The sequence below is a fragment of the Bradyrhizobium sp. DOA9 genome, assembly GCF_000617845.2.
GTDB lineage: Bacteria > Pseudomonadota > Alphaproteobacteria > Rhizobiales > Xanthobacteraceae > Bradyrhizobium.
On record NZ_DF820425.1, the window covers coordinates 2570703 to 2593421 of the forward strand.

The 22719-nt window shown below is 64.8% G+C and carries 21 protein-coding genes; 7 read left to right on the forward strand and 14 right to left on the reverse strand.

The genetic code is table 11. The annotated features are described in order from the left end of the window. Positions 1 to 151 precede the first annotated feature (151 nt). Both hemN and BDOA9_RS11975 read left to right on the forward strand, forming a co-directional pair. Positions 152 to 1504, forward strand: a complete 1353-nt coding sequence (hemN, locus tag BDOA9_RS11970) for an oxygen-independent coproporphyrinogen III oxidase (RefSeq protein ID WP_025034174.1) — start codon at positions 152 to 154, stop codon at positions 1502 to 1504. Between the two features lie 105 nt (positions 1505 to 1609). Further along, the gene (locus BDOA9_RS11975) at positions 1610 to 1807 is read left to right on the forward strand and encodes a DUF1858 domain-containing protein (RefSeq protein WP_025034175.1); all 198 of its coding nucleotides are present in this window, start codon (positions 1610 to 1612) and stop codon (positions 1805 to 1807) included. 106 nt (positions 1808 to 1913) lie between these two features. Here BDOA9_RS11975 and BDOA9_RS11980 read toward each other — a convergent pair whose 3' ends face one another. Beyond that, a complete protein-coding gene (locus BDOA9_RS11980; RefSeq protein WP_025034176.1) occupies positions 1914 to 2624 on the reverse strand; it encodes a Crp/Fnr family transcriptional regulator in 711 nt (236 codons plus the stop codon). A 128-nt stretch (positions 2625 to 2752) separates the two neighbouring features. Between BDOA9_RS11980 and BDOA9_RS11985 the strand changes: the two genes are divergently transcribed. Further along, entirely contained in the window at positions 2753 to 3964 is a 1212-nt protein-coding gene (locus tag BDOA9_RS11985) for an NnrS family protein (RefSeq protein WP_025034177.1), read from the forward strand. 2 nt (positions 3965 to 3966) lie between these two features. Here the strand turns inward: BDOA9_RS11985 and BDOA9_RS11990 are convergent, their stop codons facing one another. Beyond that, a complete protein-coding gene (locus tag BDOA9_RS11990) occupies positions 3967 to 4995 on the reverse strand; it encodes an AraC family transcriptional regulator (protein ID WP_025034178.1) in 1029 nt (342 codons plus the stop codon). 201 nt (positions 4996 to 5196) lie between these two features. Here BDOA9_RS11990 and BDOA9_RS11995 point away from each other — a divergent pair, with 201 nt between their 5' ends. Both BDOA9_RS11995 and BDOA9_RS12000 read left to right on the forward strand, forming a co-directional pair. Continuing rightward, positions 5197 to 5805, forward strand: coding sequence for a response regulator transcription factor (locus tag BDOA9_RS11995; protein WP_042335984.1), 609 nt, complete (start codon positions 5197 to 5199; stop codon positions 5803 to 5805). A 180-nt stretch (positions 5806 to 5985) separates the two neighbouring features. Next, a complete protein-coding gene (locus BDOA9_RS12000; RefSeq protein WP_025034179.1) occupies positions 5986 to 7665 on the forward strand; it encodes a mucoidy inhibitor MuiA family protein in 1680 nt (559 codons plus the stop codon). 171 nt (positions 7666 to 7836) lie between these two features. On the opposite strand, the gene BDOA9_RS12005 is transcribed toward BDOA9_RS12000, so the two are convergent. The 7 genes from BDOA9_RS12005 to BDOA9_RS12030 form a co-directional block, all read right to left on the reverse strand. Next, entirely contained in the window at positions 7837 to 8676 is an 840-nt protein-coding gene (locus BDOA9_RS12005) for an IS5 family transposase (protein ID WP_052363079.1), read from the reverse strand. 9 nt (positions 8677 to 8685) lie between these two features. Beyond that, entirely contained in the window at positions 8686 to 8850 is a 165-nt protein-coding gene (locus tag BDOA9_RS39400; protein ID WP_244521470.1) for a hypothetical protein, read from the reverse strand. A gap of 287 nt (positions 8851 to 9137) precedes the next feature. Beyond that, positions 9138 to 10088 (reverse strand): heme/hemin ABC transporter substrate-binding protein, encoded by a 951-nt coding sequence (locus BDOA9_RS12010; protein ID WP_025034180.1) that lies wholly within the window; start codon positions 10086 to 10088, stop codon positions 9138 to 9140. 5 nt (positions 10089 to 10093) lie between these two features. Continuing rightward, positions 10094 to 10300 carry a hemin uptake protein HemP gene (locus BDOA9_RS39405; protein WP_025034181.1) on the reverse strand — a complete coding sequence of 69 codons (207 nt, stop codon included), beginning with the start codon at positions 10298 to 10300 and terminating at the stop codon, positions 10094 to 10096. Positions 10301 to 10467: 167 nt separating this feature from the next. Next, the gene (locus BDOA9_RS12020) at positions 10468 to 11823 is read right to left on the reverse strand and encodes an esterase-like activity of phytase family protein (RefSeq protein ID WP_025034182.1); all 1356 of its coding nucleotides are present in this window, start codon (positions 11821 to 11823) and stop codon (positions 10468 to 10470) included. A gap of 140 nt (positions 11824 to 11963) precedes the next feature. Further along, positions 11964 to 12932, reverse strand: a complete 969-nt coding sequence (locus tag BDOA9_RS12025) for an MBL fold metallo-hydrolase (protein ID WP_025034183.1) — start codon at positions 12930 to 12932, stop codon at positions 11964 to 11966. Between the two features lie 182 nt (positions 12933 to 13114). Then, positions 13115 to 14122: an alpha/beta fold hydrolase gene (locus BDOA9_RS12030; RefSeq protein WP_042336487.1), complete on the reverse strand. Its 1008-nt coding sequence runs from the start codon at positions 14120 to 14122 to the stop codon at positions 13115 to 13117. Positions 14123 to 14255: 133 nt separating this feature from the next. On the opposite strand from BDOA9_RS12030, the gene BDOA9_RS12035 reads away from it, so the two are divergent. Then, complete coding sequence (locus BDOA9_RS12035) at positions 14256 to 15149, forward strand: LysR family transcriptional regulator (RefSeq protein ID WP_025034185.1); 894 nt, start codon at positions 14256 to 14258, stop codon at positions 15147 to 15149. A 5-nt stretch (positions 15150 to 15154) separates the two neighbouring features. On the opposite strand, the gene BDOA9_RS12040 is transcribed toward BDOA9_RS12035, so the two are convergent. The 4 genes from BDOA9_RS12040 to BDOA9_RS12055 all read right to left on the reverse strand — a co-directional run bounded on the left by BDOA9_RS12040 (position 15155) and on the right by BDOA9_RS12055 (position 19601). Further along, positions 15155 to 16057: a carbohydrate ABC transporter permease gene (locus BDOA9_RS12040; RefSeq protein WP_025034186.1), complete on the reverse strand. Its 903-nt coding sequence runs from the start codon at positions 16055 to 16057 to the stop codon at positions 15155 to 15157. Beyond that, positions 16050 to 17006, reverse strand: a complete 957-nt coding sequence (locus BDOA9_RS12045) for a carbohydrate ABC transporter permease (protein ID WP_025034187.1) — start codon at positions 17004 to 17006, stop codon at positions 16050 to 16052. Before BDOA9_RS12045 ends, BDOA9_RS12040 begins: the two co-directional genes overlap by 8 nt. Positions 17007 to 17130: 124 nt before the next feature. Beyond that, on the reverse strand, positions 17131 to 18471 hold the full coding sequence (locus BDOA9_RS12050) for an ABC transporter substrate-binding protein (RefSeq protein ID WP_025034188.1): 1341 nt from the start codon (positions 18469 to 18471) through the stop codon (positions 17131 to 17133). Between the two features lie 86 nt (positions 18472 to 18557). Further along, positions 18558 to 19601, reverse strand: coding sequence for a C-terminal binding protein (locus tag BDOA9_RS12055; RefSeq protein WP_025034189.1), 1044 nt, complete (start codon positions 19599 to 19601; stop codon positions 18558 to 18560). A 252-nt stretch (positions 19602 to 19853) separates the two neighbouring features. On the opposite strand from BDOA9_RS12055, the gene BDOA9_RS12060 reads away from it, so the two are divergent. Then, positions 19854 to 21539 carry a methyl-accepting chemotaxis protein gene (locus BDOA9_RS12060; RefSeq protein ID WP_025034190.1) on the forward strand — a complete coding sequence of 562 codons (1686 nt, stop codon included), beginning with the start codon at positions 19854 to 19856 and terminating at the stop codon, positions 21537 to 21539. Positions 21540 to 21679: 140 nt separating this feature from the next. On the opposite strand, the gene BDOA9_RS12065 is transcribed toward BDOA9_RS12060, so the two are convergent. Beyond that, positions 21680 to 22657 carry a Bug family tripartite tricarboxylate transporter substrate binding protein gene (locus tag BDOA9_RS12065; RefSeq protein ID WP_025034191.1) on the reverse strand — a complete coding sequence of 326 codons (978 nt, stop codon included), beginning with the start codon at positions 22655 to 22657 and terminating at the stop codon, positions 21680 to 21682. Between the last annotated feature and the right edge of the window lie 62 nt (positions 22658 to 22719).

The following is a 22719-nucleotide window of genomic DNA, read 5'->3' on the forward strand; positions in this document are numbered from 1 at the left end:
CGGATGGCCGCGATTGTCCCACCATGGCCGGGAACCGGCGGCCGCGCTTTGCGCGAGCGCAAAGTCGCTGCCCTGGATCCGGGTTATTTGAATTCATTCCGTGATTTGCCGCGATGTCTGCACGCGGCGGGCATTTACGAATGGGTAACTTATGAGAGCTGATCTTGCGGCGATCTATGGCGAGGAACGCCTGCCACGCTACACCAGCTATCCGACCGCACCGCATTTCACGGCCGCGATCGGTCGGGACACCTATGCCCGCTGGCTGGCAGAGCTGCCGGTGGCCGCCAGCGCCTCGCTTTATCTGCACGTGCCGTTCTGCCGCGAGATGTGCTGGTATTGCGGCTGCCATACCCAGATCGTCCGCCGCGACGAGCTCGTCGCCGGCTACCAGCGGACGCTGTGCAGCGAGATCGCTCTGACCGCCGAAGCCATCGGCCATCGCCTCAAGGTCGAGCACATCCATTTCGGCGGCGGTACGCCGACCATCATGGCGCCGGACGCCTTTGTCGAACTGATGGCGACGATGCGCCGGGAATTCTTCGTGCTGCCTTCGGCCGAAATCGCGGTCGAGATCGATCCCCGGACGTTGACGGCGGACATGGTCGAGGCGATGCGGCTCTCGGGCGTCAACCGCGCGAGCCTCGGCGTGCAGAGCTTCGATCCCGTGGTGCAGCGGGCGATCAACCGCGTGCAGAGCTTCGCGCAGACGGCGTCCGTGGTCGAGATGCTCCGCGGCGCCGGGATCGAGGGCATCAATTTCGACCTGATCTACGGGCTGCCGCACCAGACAATGGCCTCGTGCCTGGAGACGGTGCGGCGCAGCCTCGCGCTGGCGCCCAGCCGCTTCTCGGTGTTCGGCTATGCTCACGTGCCGGACTTCAAGAAGCACCAGCGCATGATCAACGAAAGCGTGTTGCCCGACAGCCTTGCGCGGCACGACCAGGCCTGCGCCATCGCCAATGCGCTGAAGGAGGCCGGTTACGTGCAGATCGGGCTCGATCATTTCGCGCAGGCTGACGATGCCATGGCCGTGGCGTTCGAGCAGGGCACGCTGCGGCGCAACTTTCAGGGCTACACCACCGACCGGAGCGAAGTCCTGCTCGGCTTCGGCGCCAGCGCGATCGGGCATCTGCCGCAGGGCTATGTCCAGAACGAGGTGCAGATCGGCACCTATGCGCAGAGCATCGCTGCCGGCCGCCTCGCCACCGCGAAGGGCTATGGCCTCACCGACGACGACCGGCTGCGCGCCGACATCATCGAACGCATCATGTGCGAGTTCGGTGCCGATCTCGGCGACATCTGCGCACGCCATGGCGCGGAGGCCGGCGCCATGCTGAAAGCGGCGTCGCGCCTGAAGCCGCTGATCTCCGACGGCGTCGTGAGGCTGGACGGCGAGCGGCTCGCCGTCGCCGGGGATTCGCGCTTCCTGGTCCGCAGCGTCGCCGCCGCGTTCGACGCGCATCTGGATCCGGGCAGGCAGTTGCACAGCAGGGCGGTGTAGTTCATCTCTTCCCGCTGGTGGGCAGAGGCGAAGCAGCCAAGAGATTGCGCTCCAACAAAGAAGCCCGGTCCCGCGCCGCTATCGTTGATCGGAATGGAGTTGTCCATGCCTTTCCGGTCCGACGATCTGGTCGATGACATCATGCATTCGGCGCCGCACACGATCCGCGTGTTTCTCGCCTTCAGGATGGCTTGTGTCGGCTGTCCGATCGCGACCTTCCACACGGTCGATGACGCCTGCCGTGAGCATGGCATCGACCGCGGGAAATTCCTCGCAGCGCTCAGCGAGTGCGTGCCGGCGTGAAACGGTCAGGAATCGCGCCGACCGCGCGGATTCCCGGATGAAGGCGCGCTTTCGCCGTAAGCGGAAGCGCCCCTCATCCCTATCTTGAACAGAGAAGTGTCAGTCCTCACGCCGCGCCGTTGTCGGCGCTCCGCTCCGCCAGCACCACGATTCTGTGCGGCTCGCGCAGGATGATGCGCTGGCGGCCGCTCTCGACGAGGCCCTGGCTCTCCCAGCCGCTCAGGATGCGGCTGACGGTGTGCAGCGTGGTGCCGGTCATCTGCGCGATGTCCTGGCGGCTGATCGGAAAGTCGATCTCGATGCCGTGGTCGAGCTTCTTGCCGGACTGCTTGGCGAGGCGCAGCAGCGCGTGCGCGATGCGTTGCTCGACCTGCTGCGTCGACATTTCCAGGATGCGGGTGTGACTTTCCTGCAGCCGCGTGCCGACGGTCTGCAGCGTGTTGGCGGCAAGCGCCGGAAATCGCTCGACCAGCCGCGGCCAGGCCGAGGTCGGCCAGATCAGCACGACGCTGTCGTCGACCGCGGTCGCCGTCGCCGGATAGCGCGCGGCTCCGATCGCCATCGCAAGCCCGAACGTCTCGCCGGGCGCGACATAGCGCACCACGATCTGCTCGCCGGCCGGCGTGGTCTTGGCCGCGCGGACATGGCCGTGCAGCAGCAGGAAGAAGCACTGCGCGTCCGCCCCCTGCTCGAAGATCGCACTGTTCCTGGGATAGCGTGCCGAGCGGGCCTCGCGCAGGATCTCGTCGAGAGCTTCCGGCGTCATCCCCGCAAACAGCGGCAGATGCGCAACCAACGATGTGTCGACCTTGGCCATTCTGCCTCCCTGGCATCAGGGAGTGTGATGGCACCTGCAATCGTCAACCAGTTTGCGTTAGCGCAAAACAGGGTGGCCCCGCGGCAGTATTTTTCAGGTAACGGTCTGAATTGATTGGAGTTGATCCCATGGCTGGCGCCCGATCCCGCAACTTTGCGGGCTGGCCGCTGTTTGCGAACAGCTTTCGCCCCTTTTTCCTGCTCGCTGCAATCCAGGCGGCGCTGTCGATCCTGGCCTGGCTGCCGATGTTCTACGGCGAATTGTCGGTGAGTTCCGCATTCGCGGCGCGCGACTGGCACATCCACGAGATGCTCTATGGCTTCCTGCCGGCCGTCATCACCGGGTTTCTGTTCACCGCCATCCCGAACTGGACGGGGCGGCTGCCGATCCAGGGCGGGCCGCTCGCGGCCTTGCTGGCGGTCTGGCTTGCCGGGCGCGTCGTGGTGACGGTGTCGGCGAATATCGGCTGGGCTTTCGCGCTGGTCATCGATGCGGCGTTCCTGGCATTGGTCGTTGCCGCTGCGACGCGCGAGATCATCGCAGGCGGCAACTGGCGCAACCTGCCCGTGGTGGGATTGGTGCTGGCTCTGCTTGCCGGCAACGTCGCCTTCCACGCCGAGACGCATTACGAAGGTGCGGCCGACATCAGCATCCGCGTCGGCATCGGCGTGGTCATTCTGCTGATCGGCCTGATCGGCGGCCGCATCATTCCGAGCTTCACCCGCAACTGGCTGGTCAAGTTCAATCCCGGCCGCCTGCCGGTGCCGTTCAGAGGCTTCGACGGCGCGGTGATCGGCTTGAGTGCCCTCGCGCTGATCGCATGGATCGCGGCGCCGCTGAACAGGATCGCCGGGGTCGCGATGGCGGTGGTTGGCGTGCTGCATCTGGTTCGGCTTGCACGCTGGGCCGGCGATCGCACCACGCGGGAGCGGCTGCTGCTGATCCTTCATGTCGGTTATGTCTTCGTGCCGCTCGGCTTCATCCTGAACGCTGCGGCCGCCTTCGGCGAGCTGCCGCCAAGCGCCGGCATCCATGCCTGGACGGCCGGTGCGGCGGGAACGATGACGCTCGCGGTGATGACCCGCGCCTGCCTCGGCCATAGCGGACAGGCGTTGACGGCTTCGCCGGCGATCCAGGCAATCTATGCTGCGATCGTCATCGCGGCCCTGGCCCGCGTCGCTGCCGTCGTGTTGCCCGCGCATAATGGTGTGCTGCTGCACATCGCCGCCTGCGGCTGGACCATCGCCTTCCTCGGATTTGCCGTCGCGTTCGGTCCGCTGCTCGCCGGCAGCGGGCGGCGGGCGCTCGCCACGATGGGCGTGCCCGCTGCCGCGCGCTGAATTCAGGCGGCGGTCGCCGAGGGCGGCGCTGACAGAGGCCGCACGCCCTTGCGCCAATCGGTGATGGTGCAGCCGAAGCGGCCGCGAAACCAGCGCGCCATGGCGCTCTGCGCGGAGAAGCCGAGCTGCACCGCGATGTCGGCCAGCGGCCGGGCGGGATCCTCGATCAGCTGCACCACGAGATCGGCGCGTTGCGCGTCCAGAATGGCCGAGAAGCTGGTGCCCGATGCGGCGAGGCGGCGGTGGATGGTGCGGCGGGTGCAGGCCAGGTGCTCGGCGACCCGCTCGACCGTGCAATCGCCGCTGGCGAGCAGGGTCCGTACCACCTCGTCGACCTTCGACTCCCAGCTTGCCGGCCTGCTCTCGATCGCCTCGATCCGCTTGCGCAAGTAATTCGCGATCAGAGGATGCGCGCTCGGGATCCGGCGCTCCAAATCGTGCGCCGACAGCAGGATCGCATCGTCGTCCGCATTGAAGGTCACCCGGCAGCCGAAGAAGTCGCGGTAGCGCTTGCGGTCGTGCGGGGGCGGGTAATGCAGATGCACCTCCAGCGGCCGCCAATCGCTGCCGAACAGCGATTGGATGATGCGATGGACGCTGCCGAGCGCCATGTCGATCGACTGCCGCGGCGCGCGCGGCTGCCGGCCGCGCAGGCGCAGCGCGATGGTGACGGTCCGCTTGTCACGCGTGACGTCGAGCCGCATGCCGTCATGATGGATGGGGATGAAGCGCGAGAACGCCTCGATCGCTTCGCCGATGGTCGCCTGTTCGCGCACGATCAGGCCGACCGGGCCGAAATTGGTGAGGCCGCCGCGCTCGGCGAGCCGCAGGCCGAAATCCTCGGCACCGGACGCCTCGGCCGACAATTCGAGCAGGCGGCGCAGGCCGGTGACGGCGATGGGGATGTCCGGCTTGTCGAGACAGGCCAGCGGCAGCCTGACCTTGCGCATCATCTGGCTGGGGTCGAGCCCGACCGACCGGGCGACCTCGGGGTAATAGCTCAAGCCTGCGCTGCGAATGAGGTCGGTCATGCAAACCGTTCCTGCCAGCCATTCCCGCAGATGTCCCGAAATGTAAAGTTTCTGTCTCCATCCGTCAAATCCGGGAACCGGGTGGCGCATACATAAGGGAAACCGAAGCACTGGCGTGAATGCCGTGCACATGACGGCGGGGCGCGACGGGGCCCCCGGCCGTCTCGGGCCATTTGACCAAGACATTGCTGGATCGGGATTATGCCGGGAAACATGCTTTCCAAGGGCGAGGTATTCGTCATCGACACTGACGCCGCCTCCCGCGAACAACTTGCCGCCGCGCTCCAACAGAGTGCCTATGATGTGATCTGCTTTGCAGACGGCGCGTCTCTGCTCTCGGAAGCCAAGGCCCGGATGCCGGCCTGTGTGCTGCTGGAGATGCCGCCGGATCGTTCCGCTCTCGACGTGCTCAGGCGGCTGCGCGAGGAGAATTGCATGGCGCCGGTGCTGGTGACGTCGGCGAATGGCAGCATCGCCATGGCGGTGGACGCCATCAAGAGCGGCGCGACCGACTTCATCGAAAAGCCGTTCCGCACCCACGACGTCGTCGGCCGGATCGACGCCGCCATCGATGAATTCGCGCAGCCCGGCCCGATCCGGCAACGCTGGCTGTCGGGCTGCGAAGCTCTGACGGCGCGCGAAGGCGACGTGCTCGAGCATCTTGCCGCCGGCCTCACCAACAAGGAGATCGCCCGGCGGATGCATCTGAGCGCACGGACGGTTGAAGGTTACCGCGCCAGCGTCCTGAAGAAGGCCGGCGCCAAGAACGTCACCGATCTGCTCCGGCGCATCTTCGGCCAGGGCTCGTAGGCTAAGGCCTGAACCTGCCGCGGCCCGCCCAGCGTTCCGCGGCCACGGTGCCGCCGCGGCGACGCCCCATGGAAACCTCAATCGAACCGGTTCCTTCCCTGCCGCGTCCAACCACGATGGCGAGGCATCTCATCGCGCGCGTCCGGCTGGCGGCGCGGCGATACCGGCAGGAGGGACTTCATGCGCATCACCGCCAGATATTTGGCAACCACGGGCCTGGTCCTGGTGACCACGGCCCTCGCAGCCCCGTCACGGGCGGCCAACGTGGACGCCACATCGGCGATCGACACGGTGACCGTCTATCCCGACGGCGCCACCATCACCCGCATCATTTCCTTGGATCTCGCCTCCGGCGATTCGACGCTCGTCGCCAAGGACTTTCCGCTCTCGCTTGATCCGTCTTCCCTCCGCGTCGAAGGCGAGGCGGGCGCCAAGCTCACCATCGGCACGATCGATGCGCGCCCGCCGAAGGCCGCGCCGCCGGTCAACCTGCCCGAGCTCGACAAGCGCCTCGAAGCGCTGAAGGATCAACGGGCCGATCTGCAGGGTGCGATCGACTCGGCCAATGCCCGGCGCAAGTTCGCACAGCATTTTGCCGAGGCTTCGCCGGCCGGCCTCGGCGAGAAGGGCGAGGCGCGCCCGATCGCCGAATGGCGCGCGGCCTTCGCCGCGGTCGCCGAGGAGGTCGCGACCGCCGACAGCGCCATTCGCGAGGCCACGCGAAAACAGCGCGAGCTCGACCGCCAGATCGCCGAGCTGGAGGCCGAGCGCTCGGCCAAGCCGCCGAGCAAGCTGGAAGTACGGATCGACGTCGCCTCGGCCGCCGCGACCAAGGCGACGCTGCGCGTGACCTATGCCGTGCGCAACGCGCGCTGGGTGCCGCTCTACGACGCCCGGCTCGACACCGGCGCCAAGGACCGCAAGCCGCAGCTCGAGCTGGTTCGTCGCGCCGAGGTGACGCAATCCACCGGCGAGGACTGGTCGAACGTGACGCTCGGCGTCTCCACCGTCCGCATCAGCCGCGGCGGCAGTGCCCCGGAGCTGGGCTCGCTGGTCGCACAATACCCCCACGTGCCGAAGCCACTGGCGCTCGGGACTGCGTCGGATCTGGCGCGGCCTGCGCCAATGACGCGCCAGGCGCAATCGCCGGCCATGGCCAAGATCGCTGAGGCGGCCGAGTCGCGCGAGCGCGCCGACGAACAGCAGGCGGTTGCCGAGATCGGCGACTTCCAGGCCACCTTCAAAATTCCCGGCCGCGTCAGCCTCGGCGCCGCCGAGGGCGCCAAGAGCCTTCGCATCGCGTCGGTGAACGTGCCGGCCGATCTCGCGGTGCGCGCCGCGCCGGTGCTGGATCCGACCGCGTTCCTCGAAGCCAGCTTCAAGCAGACCGACGATGCGACCCTGCTGCCGGGCAAGGTCGCGATCTATCGCGATGGCACCTTCGTCGGCCGCGGCAAGATCACCGCGTCCGCCAAGGACGACATCGTGCGGCTCGGCTTCGGCGCCGACGACAAGGTCAGAATCGAGCGCGCGGTGCTCAAGCGCAACGAGGGTTCGGCCGGCCTGCTCGTGACGACGTCGAAGACCGACGAGCGCGCGTTCAAGACCACGATCCGCAACGGCCACGATTTCCCGATTCGTGTCGCGATCGAGGATCAGCTGCCGGTCAGCGAGAACGAGGACATCGTCGTCGAGATGCTGCCCTCGAGCACCCAGCCGACCGCAACCAATATCCGCGACAAGCGCGGCGTGCTGGAATGGTCGTTCGACGCCAAGCCCGGCGAGGCCCGCGACATCAACTTCGCCTGGCGCATCCGCTGGCCGAAGGACAAGAGCATGGTGATCGTCCCGGCGGGGTAGCCCCGGTCGCGCCACAAAGGAGGTGCGCTCCCTCTCCCGCTTGCGAGAGCTTTGCGTAATGAGTTGTGCTGGAGTGAAGTTCGATATGGGGCTTTTTTTGAACGGCCTCGCGTAGCCCCAGAGGGGTGGGGCGTCTGTTTTTCGTGGCCGCGGGGTAGCGGCGGGTGGTGGTCACGCTGCGGCTCCTATCGGGCACAGCACCGCCCATCGTTTGAGGTTCATGGCGAGGCAGATCAGGCGCAGATGCGTCTGATTGCGCGCCAAACCCAGATAGCGAGCGCGCGCCCAGCGGTAGCTGCCCTTGAGGCGCGCGAAGACCTGCTCGACCGGTGCGCGGCGCTTTCCCACGGCATTGTTGAAGCGCTTCTGCCGCTCGGTGAGCGGATGATGCTTGTTCGGCCGGAACATCAGCCTCGGCTTGATTCCTCGCGCGGCGAGCCCGCTGCGGCGCTTGTGCTTGTCATAGGCTTGGTCGGCATAGACCGCCTTCTCATCACCACAGACCAGTTCGTCGGCGGGCACTGTGTCGTTGACCGCAGCGTCGGTCAGCTTGCTGCGGCGGACGATGGCCGAACCCTGATCCATGCCGATATGGGCTTTGTAGCCGAAGTACCGCTTGCCGCCCTTCTTGGTCCAGCGCGCATCTGGATCGCGCTTGCTGTTGACCAGCTTGCTCGGTTCACGACCGTCCGGGCCGGGCGGCTGCGGGTCCTCTGGCGGCTTCGGCGGCTTTACTGCTGCCGAGATCAGGCTCGCATCGATCAATGTGCCCCGGCGCAGCACCAGCCCGCGGGCGTCGATCTGATGCAGGATCTCGGCGAACAGCTTCTCGTCCAGACCGGCTCGCTGCAAAGCCTCGCGGAATCGCCAGATCGTCGTGTGGTCAGGCGTCTCGTCGCTCAGCACAAAGCCGCAGAAGGCTCGGAACGAGGCCCGGTCGTCGAGCGCTTCCTCGAGCGCCGGATCGGAAAGCCCATACCATTGCTGCAGCAGCAGCGCCTTGAACAGCACCAGTCGCGGTTAGGGCGGAGGGCCGCGCTCCGGCTCCGGAAGACCACCCAGCACTCTTTCCACAGCCGCCCAGTCGACCAGTTCGCCAATCCGCTTCAGCACCGCATTACCCTTCCCCTGCCGCGATACCAGCGCGTCCGCGAAGCTCGGTTGCCCAACCTCTCGATATGCCATCCGAATCCGCCTCCACCACAGGCCCTAGAGAATCGCAAATCCTCCTCTTGTGCAAAGCTCTCGCTTGCGGGAGAGGGCTGGGGTGAGGGCTCTCACCTCTCGGGGATTGTCCCGTTGTGGAGACACCCTCTCCCCAACACTCCCCCGCAAAGCGGGGGAGGGAGCGCACCGTCTTTGCCAGAAACAGGATTGGCTAAATTCCAGTCTGTACCGCCCGCATCGACTGCGGCAGCACATACGGCACGCCGTCAACCTGATGCGCCGTGCTTCGATCCCGACGGCCACGCTCATTGCCGGCAATTCGCCGTCGACAGCGCCGACGTGAACGCGCCGTCCGCGGCCAGGGCCGGATAGAGCTTGACCGAGAGATCGCGCGCCGCGGCCGCGGTGCGCGGCCCGAAGCCGAGCAGATAAAGCCCATCCATGGTGATGAAGCTCTTGTTGGCCGCGACCGGCGTCAGCGCAAAGGCGGGATGCGTGTAGACCGCATCGGCCTGCAGCGAATCCTTGCCGCGCTCGATCGACAGCACGACATCGGGCCTCGCGGCCACGATCGCCTCGTCGCTGATGACTTTATAGCCGTCGTAATCGTGGACCGCGTTGGCCGCGCGCGCGAGCTGGATGATCTCGTCCGCCGCGGTCTTGTGGCCCGCCACCATCGCTCGCCCGTTCTGGAGCGACATCACGAACAGCACCCGCACCGGCTTCGTCACCTTGGCGCGCAGGACACGGAGCTGCGCAAGATCGGCGCCGACCGCGGCGCTGAGACATCCGGCACGCGCATCGACGCCCATGGCGTGGCCGACCAGCTTGATCTTCTCGATCAGGCCTTCCTCGGAAAAGGTCTCGGGTACCAGCACCAGCGGCACCTTCGCCCTCTCCAGGATGTCCATGGTCTCGCGCGGGCCCGAGCCCTGGATCGCCAGGATCAGCGTCGGGTTGAGACCGAGCACGCCTTCGGCCGAGATCTGGCGCATATAGCCGACATTCGGCTTGTCTTGCAGTGCTGCCGCCGGATAGAGGCTCGTGGTGTCGACGCCGACCAGCCGGCTCTCCAGCCCGAGCGCGTAGAGGATCTCGGTGATGGCGCCGCCGATCGACACCGTGCGGGCAAAATCGGTAACAGCGACGTCGCGATTGCGCGCGTCATGCACAATGATGCCCGCGGCGTGAGCGATAGACCCGAACGCGAGTCCGCCGGAGAGCAGGAGACTGGCGAGGGTGCTGCAAGATGTCATTGCAGTTACTTCGTCAGGATCAGCTTGTTCTGCGACGTCAGCCGCAGGCGATAGCTGTCCTCGCCATGCGCGATGATGATCTCGCGTTCGGCTGCAAACAGCTCCCGGCTGTCGATCCGGCTCCCTCGCATGGTGAGGGTTCGCGTTGCCGCAGGAGGGCTTTGTGCCGGTCCTGCCGCATTGCCGCTGCTGTCTCCTGACGTTGCTGACATTGTCGGTGCGATGCGCTTTCGAAAGCTGGAGTACCGCCCGTTTGTACAGGCGGCGCCAAGCGCATTCCAACCGTCGCAATTTACAATCGATATAAACTGTAACCTGATGTCATTGACCGCCATGACTCTCCCTCCCGCGGAAAAGCGGGAGGGAGAGCGAGCTGCGGCTACTTCGCCTTCAGGAAATCCGCGACCTCGAGCAGCACGAACTCGTTGTCGTCGGCCTTGTTGGGATCGCGGCTGGAAGAGAACGGTAGGTTGTTGTCGTTGCCGACGATGATGTGGGTGTCGTCGACGCGATCGACGTTCTCGATGGTGAAGAACGGGAAGGTGTAGACGCCGTCGTTGAGCGGCTTCTTCGCCTTCTTGTCGGGATCCCTGATCTTCATCAGGTCGATATAGCCGATCTTGCGCACGGGCTTGCCGACATTGGCGTCGGTGAGCTCGATCTTGTAGACGCGCTTGAACTTGGCGAGGTCGGGGAAGCAGCTCTCGCCGCGCTGGCCCTGCGGGCAGGCCTTGTCGGCGGTGCCTTCGCCGTTGTCGCGCTCGATGATCAGGCCGGAGGCCTGGTCGATCATGTTGAAGTCGCCGATGGCGTTGCCGTTCTGCTCGAACACATAGTGCCAAAAGCGGCCGGTGAATTTTTCCGCGGCGACGTCGAATTCGAGGATGCGGGCGGCTTCCCTGCCGTCGACCTTCTCCCAATCCTTCTTCTCGGCGTCCCACAGCGGTCCTTCGAGCAGGCCGTAGAGGAACTTGCCGTCCTTCGACGCGGCAAAGCCCTCGTATCCCTTCGAGCGGCGAAGATTGACATTGGTGTAGGTTGCGCCGGGCGCTGCCGGCGTGCCCACCGCCCAATTGTCCGGCGAGCGCACCGGCTTGCCGTCGGCGATCGTGTCGAACACGCCGAGAACCTTGCCGGTCTTGTCCGCCTTCAGGATGTAGGGGCCGAACTCGTCGCCGATCCAGAAGGTATCGCCGATGATCTGGAAACCTTCGGTGTCGAAATCGGAGCCGGTGAGATAGCGCTTCTGGGTGTCCTCGTGCAGGATGCGGAAGGGGACCTTCTTGTCGGGGTCGTGCAGGAAGATGCTCTCCAGCCGCTCGATCTTGCCGCCGGCCCAATCCATCTTGTAGCGGTTGAGGTAAAGCATCGAATCCGGCGAGTTGGCGCGCGCGCCCATGCCGTTGTCGGTGAGGACCCAGAACGTGCCGTCGGGCATGGTCTTGATGCCGGAATGGCCCTGCAGCGGCTGGCCCTTGAACGGCAGCGTCACGCCGGTCGGACGCTCGAAGGACTTGCCCATGACGGTGCCGAGCGCGTCGACCCGCTTGCCGGTGGTATATTTGCCCGCCGTCTTCAGATCGGCGGGGGCATCGGCCGGCGCCTCGATGAACGTTTCGGCCGGCATCACCACGTGGCCGGCGAGCCTGGCGGGGAATTCGCCCTCGCTCTGCGCGAGCGCAGTGCTCGCGGTGAGAATGATCGTGGCGACGGTGCAAAGAAAAGTCGCGCGCATGTGCGTCTCCTGTTGGCGGACGCAACGCTTATGCGGATCGCATGTTGCAGTATTGTGAAGCCGGGCCAAAGGCCGCAGGGCCCGGTTACTCCTTTATCGCGCGGGTGAGTCGCAGCGCATCGCAAGCGCCGCAGCCGGCATCACACGCCCTCATAGACCAGCCTGGTGAAGTAGCCGGGATCCACCAAGAACTGCCCCCATATCGCGTCGAATGCGGCCGTGGGCTTGGCGGCAACAATCTCGTCGCGCGACTTTCCCTGTTTCTTGAGATTGCCGACATTGTCCCTGATCGCGACCAGCATGTCGCGGAATGCCTGCAGCTCCGCCTTGTTGCTGACGGGCTTGCCGTGACCGGGAATGATGATGGTGTCGTTGTTGGCCGCCGCCAGATTGGCATCCGACGCCGCGATCATGCCGTTGATGCTGCCGCCGGTCGAATAATCGATGAACGGATAGATGCGGTTCCAGTAGGTGTCACCGGCATGCAGGATGTTGGCCTCGGTAAACATCACCGAGATGTCGCCGTCGGTATGTGCCGGCCCATAGTAATTCAATGCAATCGATGCGCCGTTGACCTTGAGATGATGCTCCTTGGCGAACACCTCGGCCGGGACGGCGCTGGCGGGCAGGGCGAGGAAATTATAGTCCCAGTCCTCGACGCGCTGAACGACGGAGAGGTGCTTGCGGGTATTTTCGTGGGCAATGATCTTGGCGCCGGCCGCCTGCAGCCATTCATTGCCGTCGGCGTGGTCGAAGTGCCAGTGCGTATTGATGAGGTGCGCGATCGGCTCCTTGCCGAGTTCGGCCAGCGCCTTGGTGAGCTGAGGGCGCGAGACGCCGATGCCGGCGTCGACCAGAAGCTTGCCGTCAGGTCCCGTGAGGACGGCGATGTTGCCGCCGGATCCTTCCAGCACGCTGATATTGTTGCGCAGCTTGGTGGTCGTGATCGGGGACGTTGCCGCACTGTCCTTGATCACGCTGACGAGGCCTCGCGCCTCTGCGAAGGCCTGTCGCGGCGTGAGCCACCCGGCGGTGGCAGTGAAAGCGCCGCCGATACAGCACAGACAAAAGCCGCGTCGTGACAACGAAGGAAGCTCTGACGATCCCATGCAATCCTCGCTTTCCTCGATACTTGTTGGCGGCGCCTATGATCGAACCGGCCGCAAGGACCGGGGGATAGCACCAAAGAAGGCAAGCGATCTACCAGGATGGCACGATTATGGTCGCGCGGACGCTGTCGAATCTCACGAGGGCAGCCGCAGGTGCGGCGCCCTCGCGAAATCCGACAGGGTCAGGCGATTTTGCGGGCCAGGAAATCGCGGATCAGGGGCGTGACCTCGTCGAACCTGTCCTCGAGCAGGAAATGACCGGAATTGATCAGATGAAATTCCGCCTGGGGCAGGTCGCGCTTGTAGGGATGGGCACCGTCGGCAGGAAAGATGAAATCGTTCTTGCCCCAGACGATCAGCGTCGGCGGCTTGTGCTTGCGAAAGTAGGCCTGCACCGCCGGATATAGCGGCAGATTGGTTCGATAGTCGTAGAACATGTCGAGCTGGACGTCATTGTTGCCCGGCCGGTCCAGAAGTGCCTGGTCGTGGATCCAGTTGTCGGGCGAGATTCGGCTCACGTCGGACATGCCGTCGGTGTACTGGAACTTGGTCGTCTCCAGCGTCAACAGCTTCAGCAGGGCCTGACGGCTCGTCGCGGACCCGTCGGCCCAGTATTGCTTGATCGGATTCCAGAACTCCTTCAGTCCTTCGTCGTAGGCGTTGCCATTCTGGACGATGAGGCCGCTGACGCGCTCGGGATGCTTCAGCGCCAGCCGCCAGCCCACGGGAGCACCGTAGTCCATGACGTACATCGCGTAGCGCTTGACGCCGAGCTGGTCCAGCAGGCCGTCGACGAGCTCGCCGAAGCGATCGAACGTGTACTTGAATGTCGTGCGCGGCGGCATGTCGCTCTGGCCGTAGCCGGGATAATCGGGAGCGATCACGTGATACCGATCCGCCAGCGCAGGGATCAGGTTGCGGAACATGTGGGAGGAGGTCGGAAAGCCGTGCAGCAGCAGCACCACGGGTGCATCCTTCGGCCCTGCCTCGCGGTAGAAGATCTTGATCCCGTCGATGGTCTTGGTCCGATGAAACGTGACCGGATAGGCGGCGCCGGTCCCGGAGCGATCGCGTTGCGGCTTCGCCGCGGAGGCCGGCGTAGCAGCGGCAACGGCAACCCCGGACAAGCCAAGGACGAGGTGTCGGCGATCGAGGCCGGTTGATGGATGTGTGATGCTCTCGGTGGTCATGATCATTTTCCAGGCAAGCTTCTAGCCGCCGCATTTCAAAGTCCGCGGCAGGCTTCGGGTAACTGATTGCGACTGGCCGGATCAGTCCATATGATCGAGAAGCTACTTCTCAGGTTACGGAAAGACGCGTCTGATGGACCGGCTGGAGGCGATGTCGGTGATCATCGCCGTCAATGATACAGGAAGCTTCTCGGCGGCCTCGCGGCGCCTTCGCATGCCGGTCGCGACGATCAGCCGAACGGTTGCCGAGCTGGAGGCGCGGCTGAACGCCCAGCTGTTTCAGAGGTCGTCGCGCCAGATGACGCTGACCGATGCGGGACGATCCTATATCGAGGCCTGCAAGCGGATCATCGAGCAGGTGGACGAGGCCGAGAGGGAGGTCTCCGGCGAGTACAGAAGTCCGAAGGGCGATCTCGCGGTCACCTCGCCGTGGGGCCTGGGCCACATGCACCTTCTGCCGATCGCGCTCGAGTTCATGGAGGCCTATCCCGAGATTGCGTTGCGGCTCGTCCTCACCGATCGCATCGTCAACAGCGTCGAAGAGAATATCGATGTGTCGATTCGAATCGGCAGTCTGCCGGACAGCAACCTGATCGCGACACGGGTCGGCTCGGTGCGGTTCGTGCTCTGTGCCAGTCCCGGATATCTCGCGAAGCGCGGGCATCCGAACGAGCCCGCCGATCTCGCCTCGCACGATTGTATCGGCGTCGACAGCGATGCGGCGCCGAAGAGCTGGAAGTTCGTCAAGGGCGGCAGCGAAGTCGCGGTGCCGATACGGTCGAGATTGACGCTGAGCGATTCCGAGGCCGCGGTCGAGGCTGCAATCGCGGGTGCCGGCATCACGCGCGTGATGTCCTACAAGATGGAGGCCGCGCGGCGGGCCGGCAAGCTCGTCCTCATGCTGGAGCAATTCGAGCAGGAGCCCTGGCCCGTGCATATCGTCTATGCGGAGCGAAAGCCGGCGCCGCTCAAGCTCCGCGCCTTTCTGGATTGGGCCACTCCGCGCCTCAAGGCCCGGCTGGCCTAGTTCGGCTACTCCTTCACCGCACCCGTCAGCGAAGAGACGTAGTAATCCACGAACAGCGAGTAGAAGATCGCGACCGGCAGCGAGCCGAGCAGCGAGCCCGCCATCAGCGCGCCCCATTGGTAGACGTCGCCGGTGACCAGCTCGGTCAGGATCGCGACCGGCACGGTCTTGTTGGCGCCGCTCTGGATGAAGGCCAGCGCGTAGATGAACTCGTTCCAGGACAGCGTGAAGGAGAAGATGCCGGCCGAGATCAGCCCGGGCACGGCGAGCGGCAGCGTGATCCGGCGCAGGATCTGCAGGCGCGTGGCGCCGTCGACCAGCGCGCACTCCTCGAGCTCGTAGGGGATCGACTTGAAATAGCCGATCAGGAGCCAGGTGCAGAACGGCACCAGGAAGGTCGGATAGACCAGGATCAGGGCCAGCGGCGAGTCGAACAGGCCGAACTGCACGACGACGGTCGCGAGCGGAATGAACAGGATCGACGGCGGCACCAGATAGGCGAGATAGATGCCGAGGCCGACATAGGGACTGCCGCGGAAGCGCAGGCGCTCGATCGCGTAGGCCGCCAGCGTAGACGCGATCAGCGACAGCGTGGTCGAGCCGATCGCGACCATCATCGTCGTCTTCAGCCATTGCGGATAGGAGGTGTTGAACAACAGATGCTTGATGTGCGCCAGCGTCGGCGAGGAGATCCAGAACGGGTTGTTGTCCTTGTAATTCATCAGCTCCGCGTTCGGCTTGAACGAGGTGATCGCCATCCAGTAGAACGGAAACAGCAGGATCAGCACGAAGCAGCCGAGCGGCAGATAGATCATCATCAGCCGCCGCAGCCCGGAATCCCAGGCCATGGTATCGGGCGGCGCCTTCGCGTCGGCGACGGTGGAGCTTTGCGCGACGGTGTCAGTCATTGGCCTCTCCCTGCTGCCATTTGCGGCGCGCCAGGCCGAAATAGGAGAACAGTGTCGCGAACACCAGGAACGGGATCATCGACACCGCGATCGCCGCGCCTTCGCCGAGCTCGCCGCCGGCAATGCCGCGCTGGAACGCCAGCGTCGCCAGCAAATGGGTCGAGTTCACCGGGCCGCCGCGGGTAATGGCGTAGACCAGCTGGAAGTCGGTGAAGGTGAAGATGATCGAGAACGTCATGACGATGGCGAGGATCGGCATCATCATCGGAAAGGTGATGTAGCGAAAGCGCTGCCAGGCGCTGGCCCCGTCCAGCATCGCGGCTTCATAAAGCGAGGGCGAGATGGTCTGCAGGCCGGCCAGCAGCGATATCGCGACGAAGGGAATGCCGCGCCAGATGTTGGCGGCGATCAGCGAGAACCGCGCCGGCCAGGGCGAGCCGAGGAAGTCGATATTGCTCGACTTCCAGTGCAGAACGTCGACCAGGAGGTACGAGATGATCGAGAACTGCGGATCGTAGATCCACCAGAACGCCAGTGCCGAGAGCACCGTCGGCACGATCCAGGGCAGCAGCACGATGGCGCGCAGCAGGCTCTTGAACGGGAAATGGTTGTTGAGCAGCAGCGCGAGCCAGAAGCCGAGCGCGAACTTTCCGAACGTCGCGATCGCCGTGTAGAACACACTGTAGAACACCGCGTTCCACCACAGGGGATCGGTGAGCAGGTACTGGAAGTTCTCGAGCCCGACGAAGATGCCGCGCCGGCCGATCGTGGTGTCGGTGAAGGCGAGCCAGATGCCGAGGCCGAGCGGATAGGTCAGGAACACGGAGAGCAGCCCCAGCGCGGGCGCAAGGCACATCGCGATCAGGAACGGCTTGCAGTCGAACAGCCGCACGATCCAGTTCGGCTGCCGTTGCGCCAGCGCGTGGGAGGAGAGGGTGGTCACGGACATTAGTGTGTTGTCCTGTTCTAGGCTTTCACCACGTCGTCATTGCGAGGAGCGAAGCGACGAAGCAATCCAGGCTGTAGCTGCGGGGACGGACTGGATTGCTTCGCTTCGCTCGCAATGACGGTCTCTACCGCTGCCGCCGGAAGTAGCGTTTGCAGCGCTGCTCGGCTTCGGCGGCCGCGGCCTCCGGCGTCGCTGCACCGGTGGCGACGGAGGCGAACATCTGAACCGTGACATAGTCCGCCCGCACCGCACCGGTCGCCGTCGATATCGGACCTTTATAGCCGGCGTAGTAGCCGTTGTTCATGGTGTTCTTGAAGATTGCGACCTTCGGATCACCTGACCACACTTTCGCGTCGGCATAGGCTGCGAGCGGCTGCGACCAGTAGCCGCTATTGGCGTTGAGCCAAGGCTCGTACTGCTCCTTCTCCAGCATGAATTGCAGGAATGCCTTCGCTGCGTTCGGATACGGGCTGTGCTTGAATACCATTGCGTTTAGCGTCAGGCCGGACATCGGCGGGGCCGGCGCAAAGAACTTCGGCAACAACTGATGCTCCGAATCTTCGGCGATGGCGGCGGTCGCCGGATCGTTCTTCAACGAGAAGTACAAGGACACCCCGTTTGCCGTCAGCGCGATTTCCTGGGAAGAATAGGCGCGATTGTTGCTGACGTCGTTCCAGGAGGGCGTGCCGGCGATGAATGTCGGGTAAAGCTGCTTCACGAAGTTCAGTGCCGCGATCGTCTCCTTGCTGTTGATTGTGACATTGCCCTCCTCGTCGAGCAACGCCGCGTTGTGCGCCCACATCATCCAGTCCGCAAAGCCGTTTCCGTCGCCCACCGCGTTGCCCAGTGCGAAGCCGGCTGGCTTGCCCGCCTGCTGAAGCTTCTTGCAGAGATCGAGGAAGCCGGCTGAATCTTCCGGAGCCTTGTCGAATCCGACGGATTTAAGAATAGACTTGCGATAGATCAGGGGGCCAGCGGTGGCGCCGAACGGCAGCCCGATCCAGGTGTCGCTCTTGGCCTTCCGACCATAGGTCTTCGCAAGAGTCAGCCAGCCGCCATACTTCTTGCCGAGATAATCGGCGATGTCGGTGAGCTCGATCAGCTTGTCGATGTAAATGTGAGGCGCGTCGGAGAAGCCGATGATGATGTCGGGGCCGGCGCCGGAATTCGAGGTCACCGCGGTCTGCTGGTTGATGTCTTCCCAGCCGACGAAGTCGACCTTGACCTCGACCCCGGTATCCTTGGTGAATTTCGCGGCATTGGCGCGGAACACGTCCTCGTCCGCCTGGACGAAGCGCACCGGGCGCAGCATGCGCAAGGACGCGCCCTTTTCGATGTCGAGCTTGGGTGCCGGGACGTCGGCAGCCTTGATGTTGGATGTTTGCGCTGCAGCACCGGTGGCTGCGAGCGTTGCAGCGGACAGGCCCAGCGCCAAGGCATCACGACGTGTGATGTCGTTCCTCATCAGTACCTCCCTATGATGTCTCCCTTCCCGGCGTTGATCGCCGGTGAAGGGCCGTTTCGGTCGAAGGCGCTTGTTGCGCCGGCCGCCTAGCTGTTCGGCCCGCGATCCATGCTGACGGGCTGCCAGCGGCGGAGCGCGGTGTTCTGCAGCACCGACGGATTGACGCAGCTTACCGGCCACATGCCCTGGAGCACCAGTGACAATTCGTAGCCCACCCGGCGCTTGCGCGCCTCGTCGAACCGTGCCGAGGCCGAGGCGACATGGGCGGTCAGGGTCACGTGCTCCATGCCGAGCAGGGGATTGTTGTGCGAGGGCGGTTCCTTTTCCAGCACGTCGAGGGCGGCGTGCGCGATCCAGCCCTCCTGCAGCGCCTTGATCAGGCTCTCCTCGTCCACCGTGGCGCCGCGGCCGGTGTTGATGAAGATCGAGCCTTTCTTCATCTGCCGGAAGTGCTTCTCGGTCAGCATGTGATGCACCTCCGGCCGTGCAGGGGCGTGCATCGAGACGAAGTCGGATTGCGACAGCACCTCGTTCAGCGTCGCCGGGATCACGCCGTGGTCGTACATCAGCGTTTCCTGGATGAAGGGATCATAGGCCATCATGCGCAGGCCGAAGGGCGCTGCCCGCTTGGCGACCGCGCGCGCGACGCGGCCGAACGAGATGAAGCCGAGCGTCTGGCCCATCAGCCTCGGGATCTTCAGCAGCGCCGGCCGGCCCTCGGCCCAGCGGCCGTCGCGTACCATGCGGTCCTGCTCGACCAGGCGGCGGAAGCCCGCGAGCAGCAGCATCATGGCGTGGTCGGCGACCTCCTCGATGAAGGTGTCGGGGATGTTGGTGACCGGAATGCCGCGCGCGGTGGCGGCCTTGACGTCGACGCTGTCGACGCCGACCGAGCCAAGCGTGATGACCTTGCAGCTCTCGAGCGCGTCGATGATCGACTTGGTGATCGGGATGCCCTTGGCGTAGATCGCGTCGGCGTTCTTCGCGGCGGCGATGAACCCGGCCTCGTCGGCGGGCGCCTCGACGATCTCGGCATCGATCGGATCGAGCGCCTCGCGCTCGTAGGAATAATCGCTGCCCGCGACCGTGAAGCTCGCACCCTTCGGCGTCACCACCCTGTATTTCGGCATTCTCTGCTCCCGATTGGTTTCTTGTCGTGGCCCGCCTCGACGAGCGGGCCTTTGCGTCTTTTACGCGAAATCGGGACGGGTGCGTACAATTCACGGTTGTCTTGAACGAGGTATATTTCCGCTTTTCCGTGCAAGGTCGGGGCTTCTACGGAGGCACGTAAGGAACTTGCTAAGGCCTGCGCCACTAAGACTTGATTCGAATTTGATCGATCTCGTCGTGCGCCCGTACCTCATTATTGCCGGAGCTAACCTGTGAAGTTGAGCAATCTGAAGATCGCCCCGAAGCTTGGCATTCTCGTCGGCGTCATGCTGTTCGGGCTCTGCATCTCCGGAGTTCTCGCCGGCTATCTGATGAAGCGCGAGATGGTGAATGCGCGCATCGACCAGGCCAAGGCGATCGTCGAGCTGGCGCGTAACTATGCCGCCGCGTTGAAGAAGCGCGTCGATGCCGGCGAGATGACGAAGGACGCCGCGATGGCCGAGCTTCGCCGCTATGGCAACGCGATGACCTACGACAAGGGTGCGGGCTACCTGTTCGGCACGTCCTATGACGGTCTCACCCAGCTTGCGCCCGATCCGAAGGTGATCGGCACCAACCGAATGGACGTCGTGACCAACGGCCGCAAGCTGTCGCTGGAATTGATGAACGGCGTCAAGGCCAACGGCGAGATTCTGCTTCACTATGAATATATGAAACCCGGCCAGGAGATTCCGATCCGCAAGATCGGTTACGCCGTCGCGGTCCCCGGCTTCGACATGTATCTCGGCACCGGCGCCTATCTGGATGACATCGACGCCAAGATGGGCCCGGTCTACTGGCTGCTCGGCCTCGCGGTGCTCGGCATCGTCATCGTTGCCGGCAGTGTCGCCTGGATGATCGGCCGCAGCATCAGTGCTCCGCTCGGGCTGCTCGGCACCCGGATGCGGGAGCTGGCCGACGGCAGGCTCGAAGGCGACATCCCCGGCGTCGGCCGCGGCGACGAGGTCGGCGCGATGGCGGCGACCGTGCAGATTTTCAAGGACAATTCGGTGCGCATCCGCGACCTCGAGAGGACCGAGGCGGACGCCAAGGAACGCGTCGCGGCGGAACGCCGCAGCGCCATGGAGGAGATCGCCAACGACTTCGAGCGCAGCGTCAACGGCATCGTCCGCTCGGTCTCTTCGGCCGCAGCCGGCATGCAGACCACGGCGCAATCGATGACAGCGACCGCCAGCGATGCCTCCTCGCGCGCGGCGACCGTCGGCGCCGCCTCGCAGAAGGCGTCCGGCAATGTCGGCACCGTTGCAGCCGCCGCCGAAGAGCTGTCGAGCTCGGTTGCGGAAATCTCCCGCCAGGTGACGCGCTCGACCGAAGTTGCAAGCCGTGCCGTCAGCGATGCCGAGCGCACCAACGCCACGGTGCAGGAGCTCTCCACCGGAGCCGAGAAGATCGGCGAGGTGGTCAAGCTCATTCACTCGATCGCGGCGCAGACCAACCTGCTCGCGCTCAACGCCACCATCGAGGCGGCGCGCGCCGGCGAGTCCGGCCGCGGCTTCGCCGTGGTCGCCTCCGAGGTCAAGGCGCTCGCCAACCAGACGGCGAAGGCGACCGAGGAGATCTCCGCCCAGGTCGTGGCGATGCAGACCTCGACCAGCGACGCGGTGGCGGCCATCTCCGGCATCACCCAGACGATCGCCGAGATGAGCGAGATCACCGCCGGCATTTCCGCATCGATCGAGCAGCAGGGCGAGGCGACGCGCGAGATCGCCCGTAACATCCAGTCGGTCGCGGCTGGCTCGAGCGAGATCAACGCCCATATCGGCAGCGTCACCTCGGCCGCGGAAGCGACCGGCAGCGCGGCCGGCGACGTGCTCACCAACGCCCGCGAGCTGGACACCCAGTCCGGCGCCCTGCGCAACGCAGTGGACGGCTTCCTCGCCAAGGTCCGCGCGGCGTAAATTCTTGCACTGAATTCGTAGGGTGGGCAAAGACGCGAAGCGTCGTGCCCACCTTTCTTATTCGGTTCGTCGCGACGTCTCCGTGGGCACGCTTCGCTTTGCCCACCCTAGGAGAGCCGCGTCAGCGACACGACACCGCCCTACTGCTTCTCGATCTTCGCGTTGGTGATCAGCTTCTCCCACAGCACCAGCTGCTCGTTCACGAAGGTGCCGAGTTGCTCCGGCGTGCCGGAGAAGGCGTCCATGCCGAGCGTGGCGAGCTTGGCCTTGATCTCCGGGTTCTCGATGATCTTGCGGATCTCGGTGTTGAGCCGGGTCACGATCTCCTTCGGCATGCCGGCCGGGCCGAAATAGCCCTGCCAGGACGAGATGTCGAAGTCCGGCACGCCGGCCTCCTGCATCGAGGGCAGGTGCGGCACCAGCGGCGAGCGGTTCTTGGTGGTGACCGCGAGCGCGCGCAGGGCGTTGCCGTTGACGTGGGGCAGGCCGGTCAGGATGTCGACGAACATCATCGAGACGCGTCCGCCCATGACGTCGTTGAGCGCCGGCGGCGAGCTCTTGTAGGGCACGTGCAAGAGGTCGAGCCCGGCATTGTGCGCGAAGGTCGCGCCCGACACGATCGCCGAGGACGAGCCCGAGGCGTAGCTCAGCTTGCCCGGATTGGCCTTGCCATAGGCCACCAGCTCTCCGACCGTCTTGGCCGGCACTTCGGGATTGATGACCAGCATGAAGGGCAGATCGCCGGTGCGGGCGATCGGGGTGAAATCCTTGACCGGATCGTAAGTGAGACTCTTGAGCAGATAGGGATTGGCCGAATGCGTGGTGTTGGTCGTCACCAGCAGCGTGTAGCCGTCGGGAGCGGCCTTCGCGACAAAAGTCGCGGCAAGCATGCCGTTGGCCCCCGCCTTGTTCTCGATCACGATGGGAACGCCGAGCGCCTGCGACAGATGCTGCGAGATCAGCCGGGTCGTGGTGTCGGTGCCGCTGCCCGCCGCGAACGGCAGCACAAGCGTGATGTTGCGGCTGGGGTAGGTGTCGGCGTGAGCGGTGGATGCTGCCGTGAGGCAAAGCGCGGCCGCGGCGACGGTCCGCAGGTTCCGAATCAGCCCTGAAATCATGTGTGGTCGTTCCCTCTTTTTGGTTGGCGGGGAACCTACCTTGTCCAAAGCGGAATCGGAAG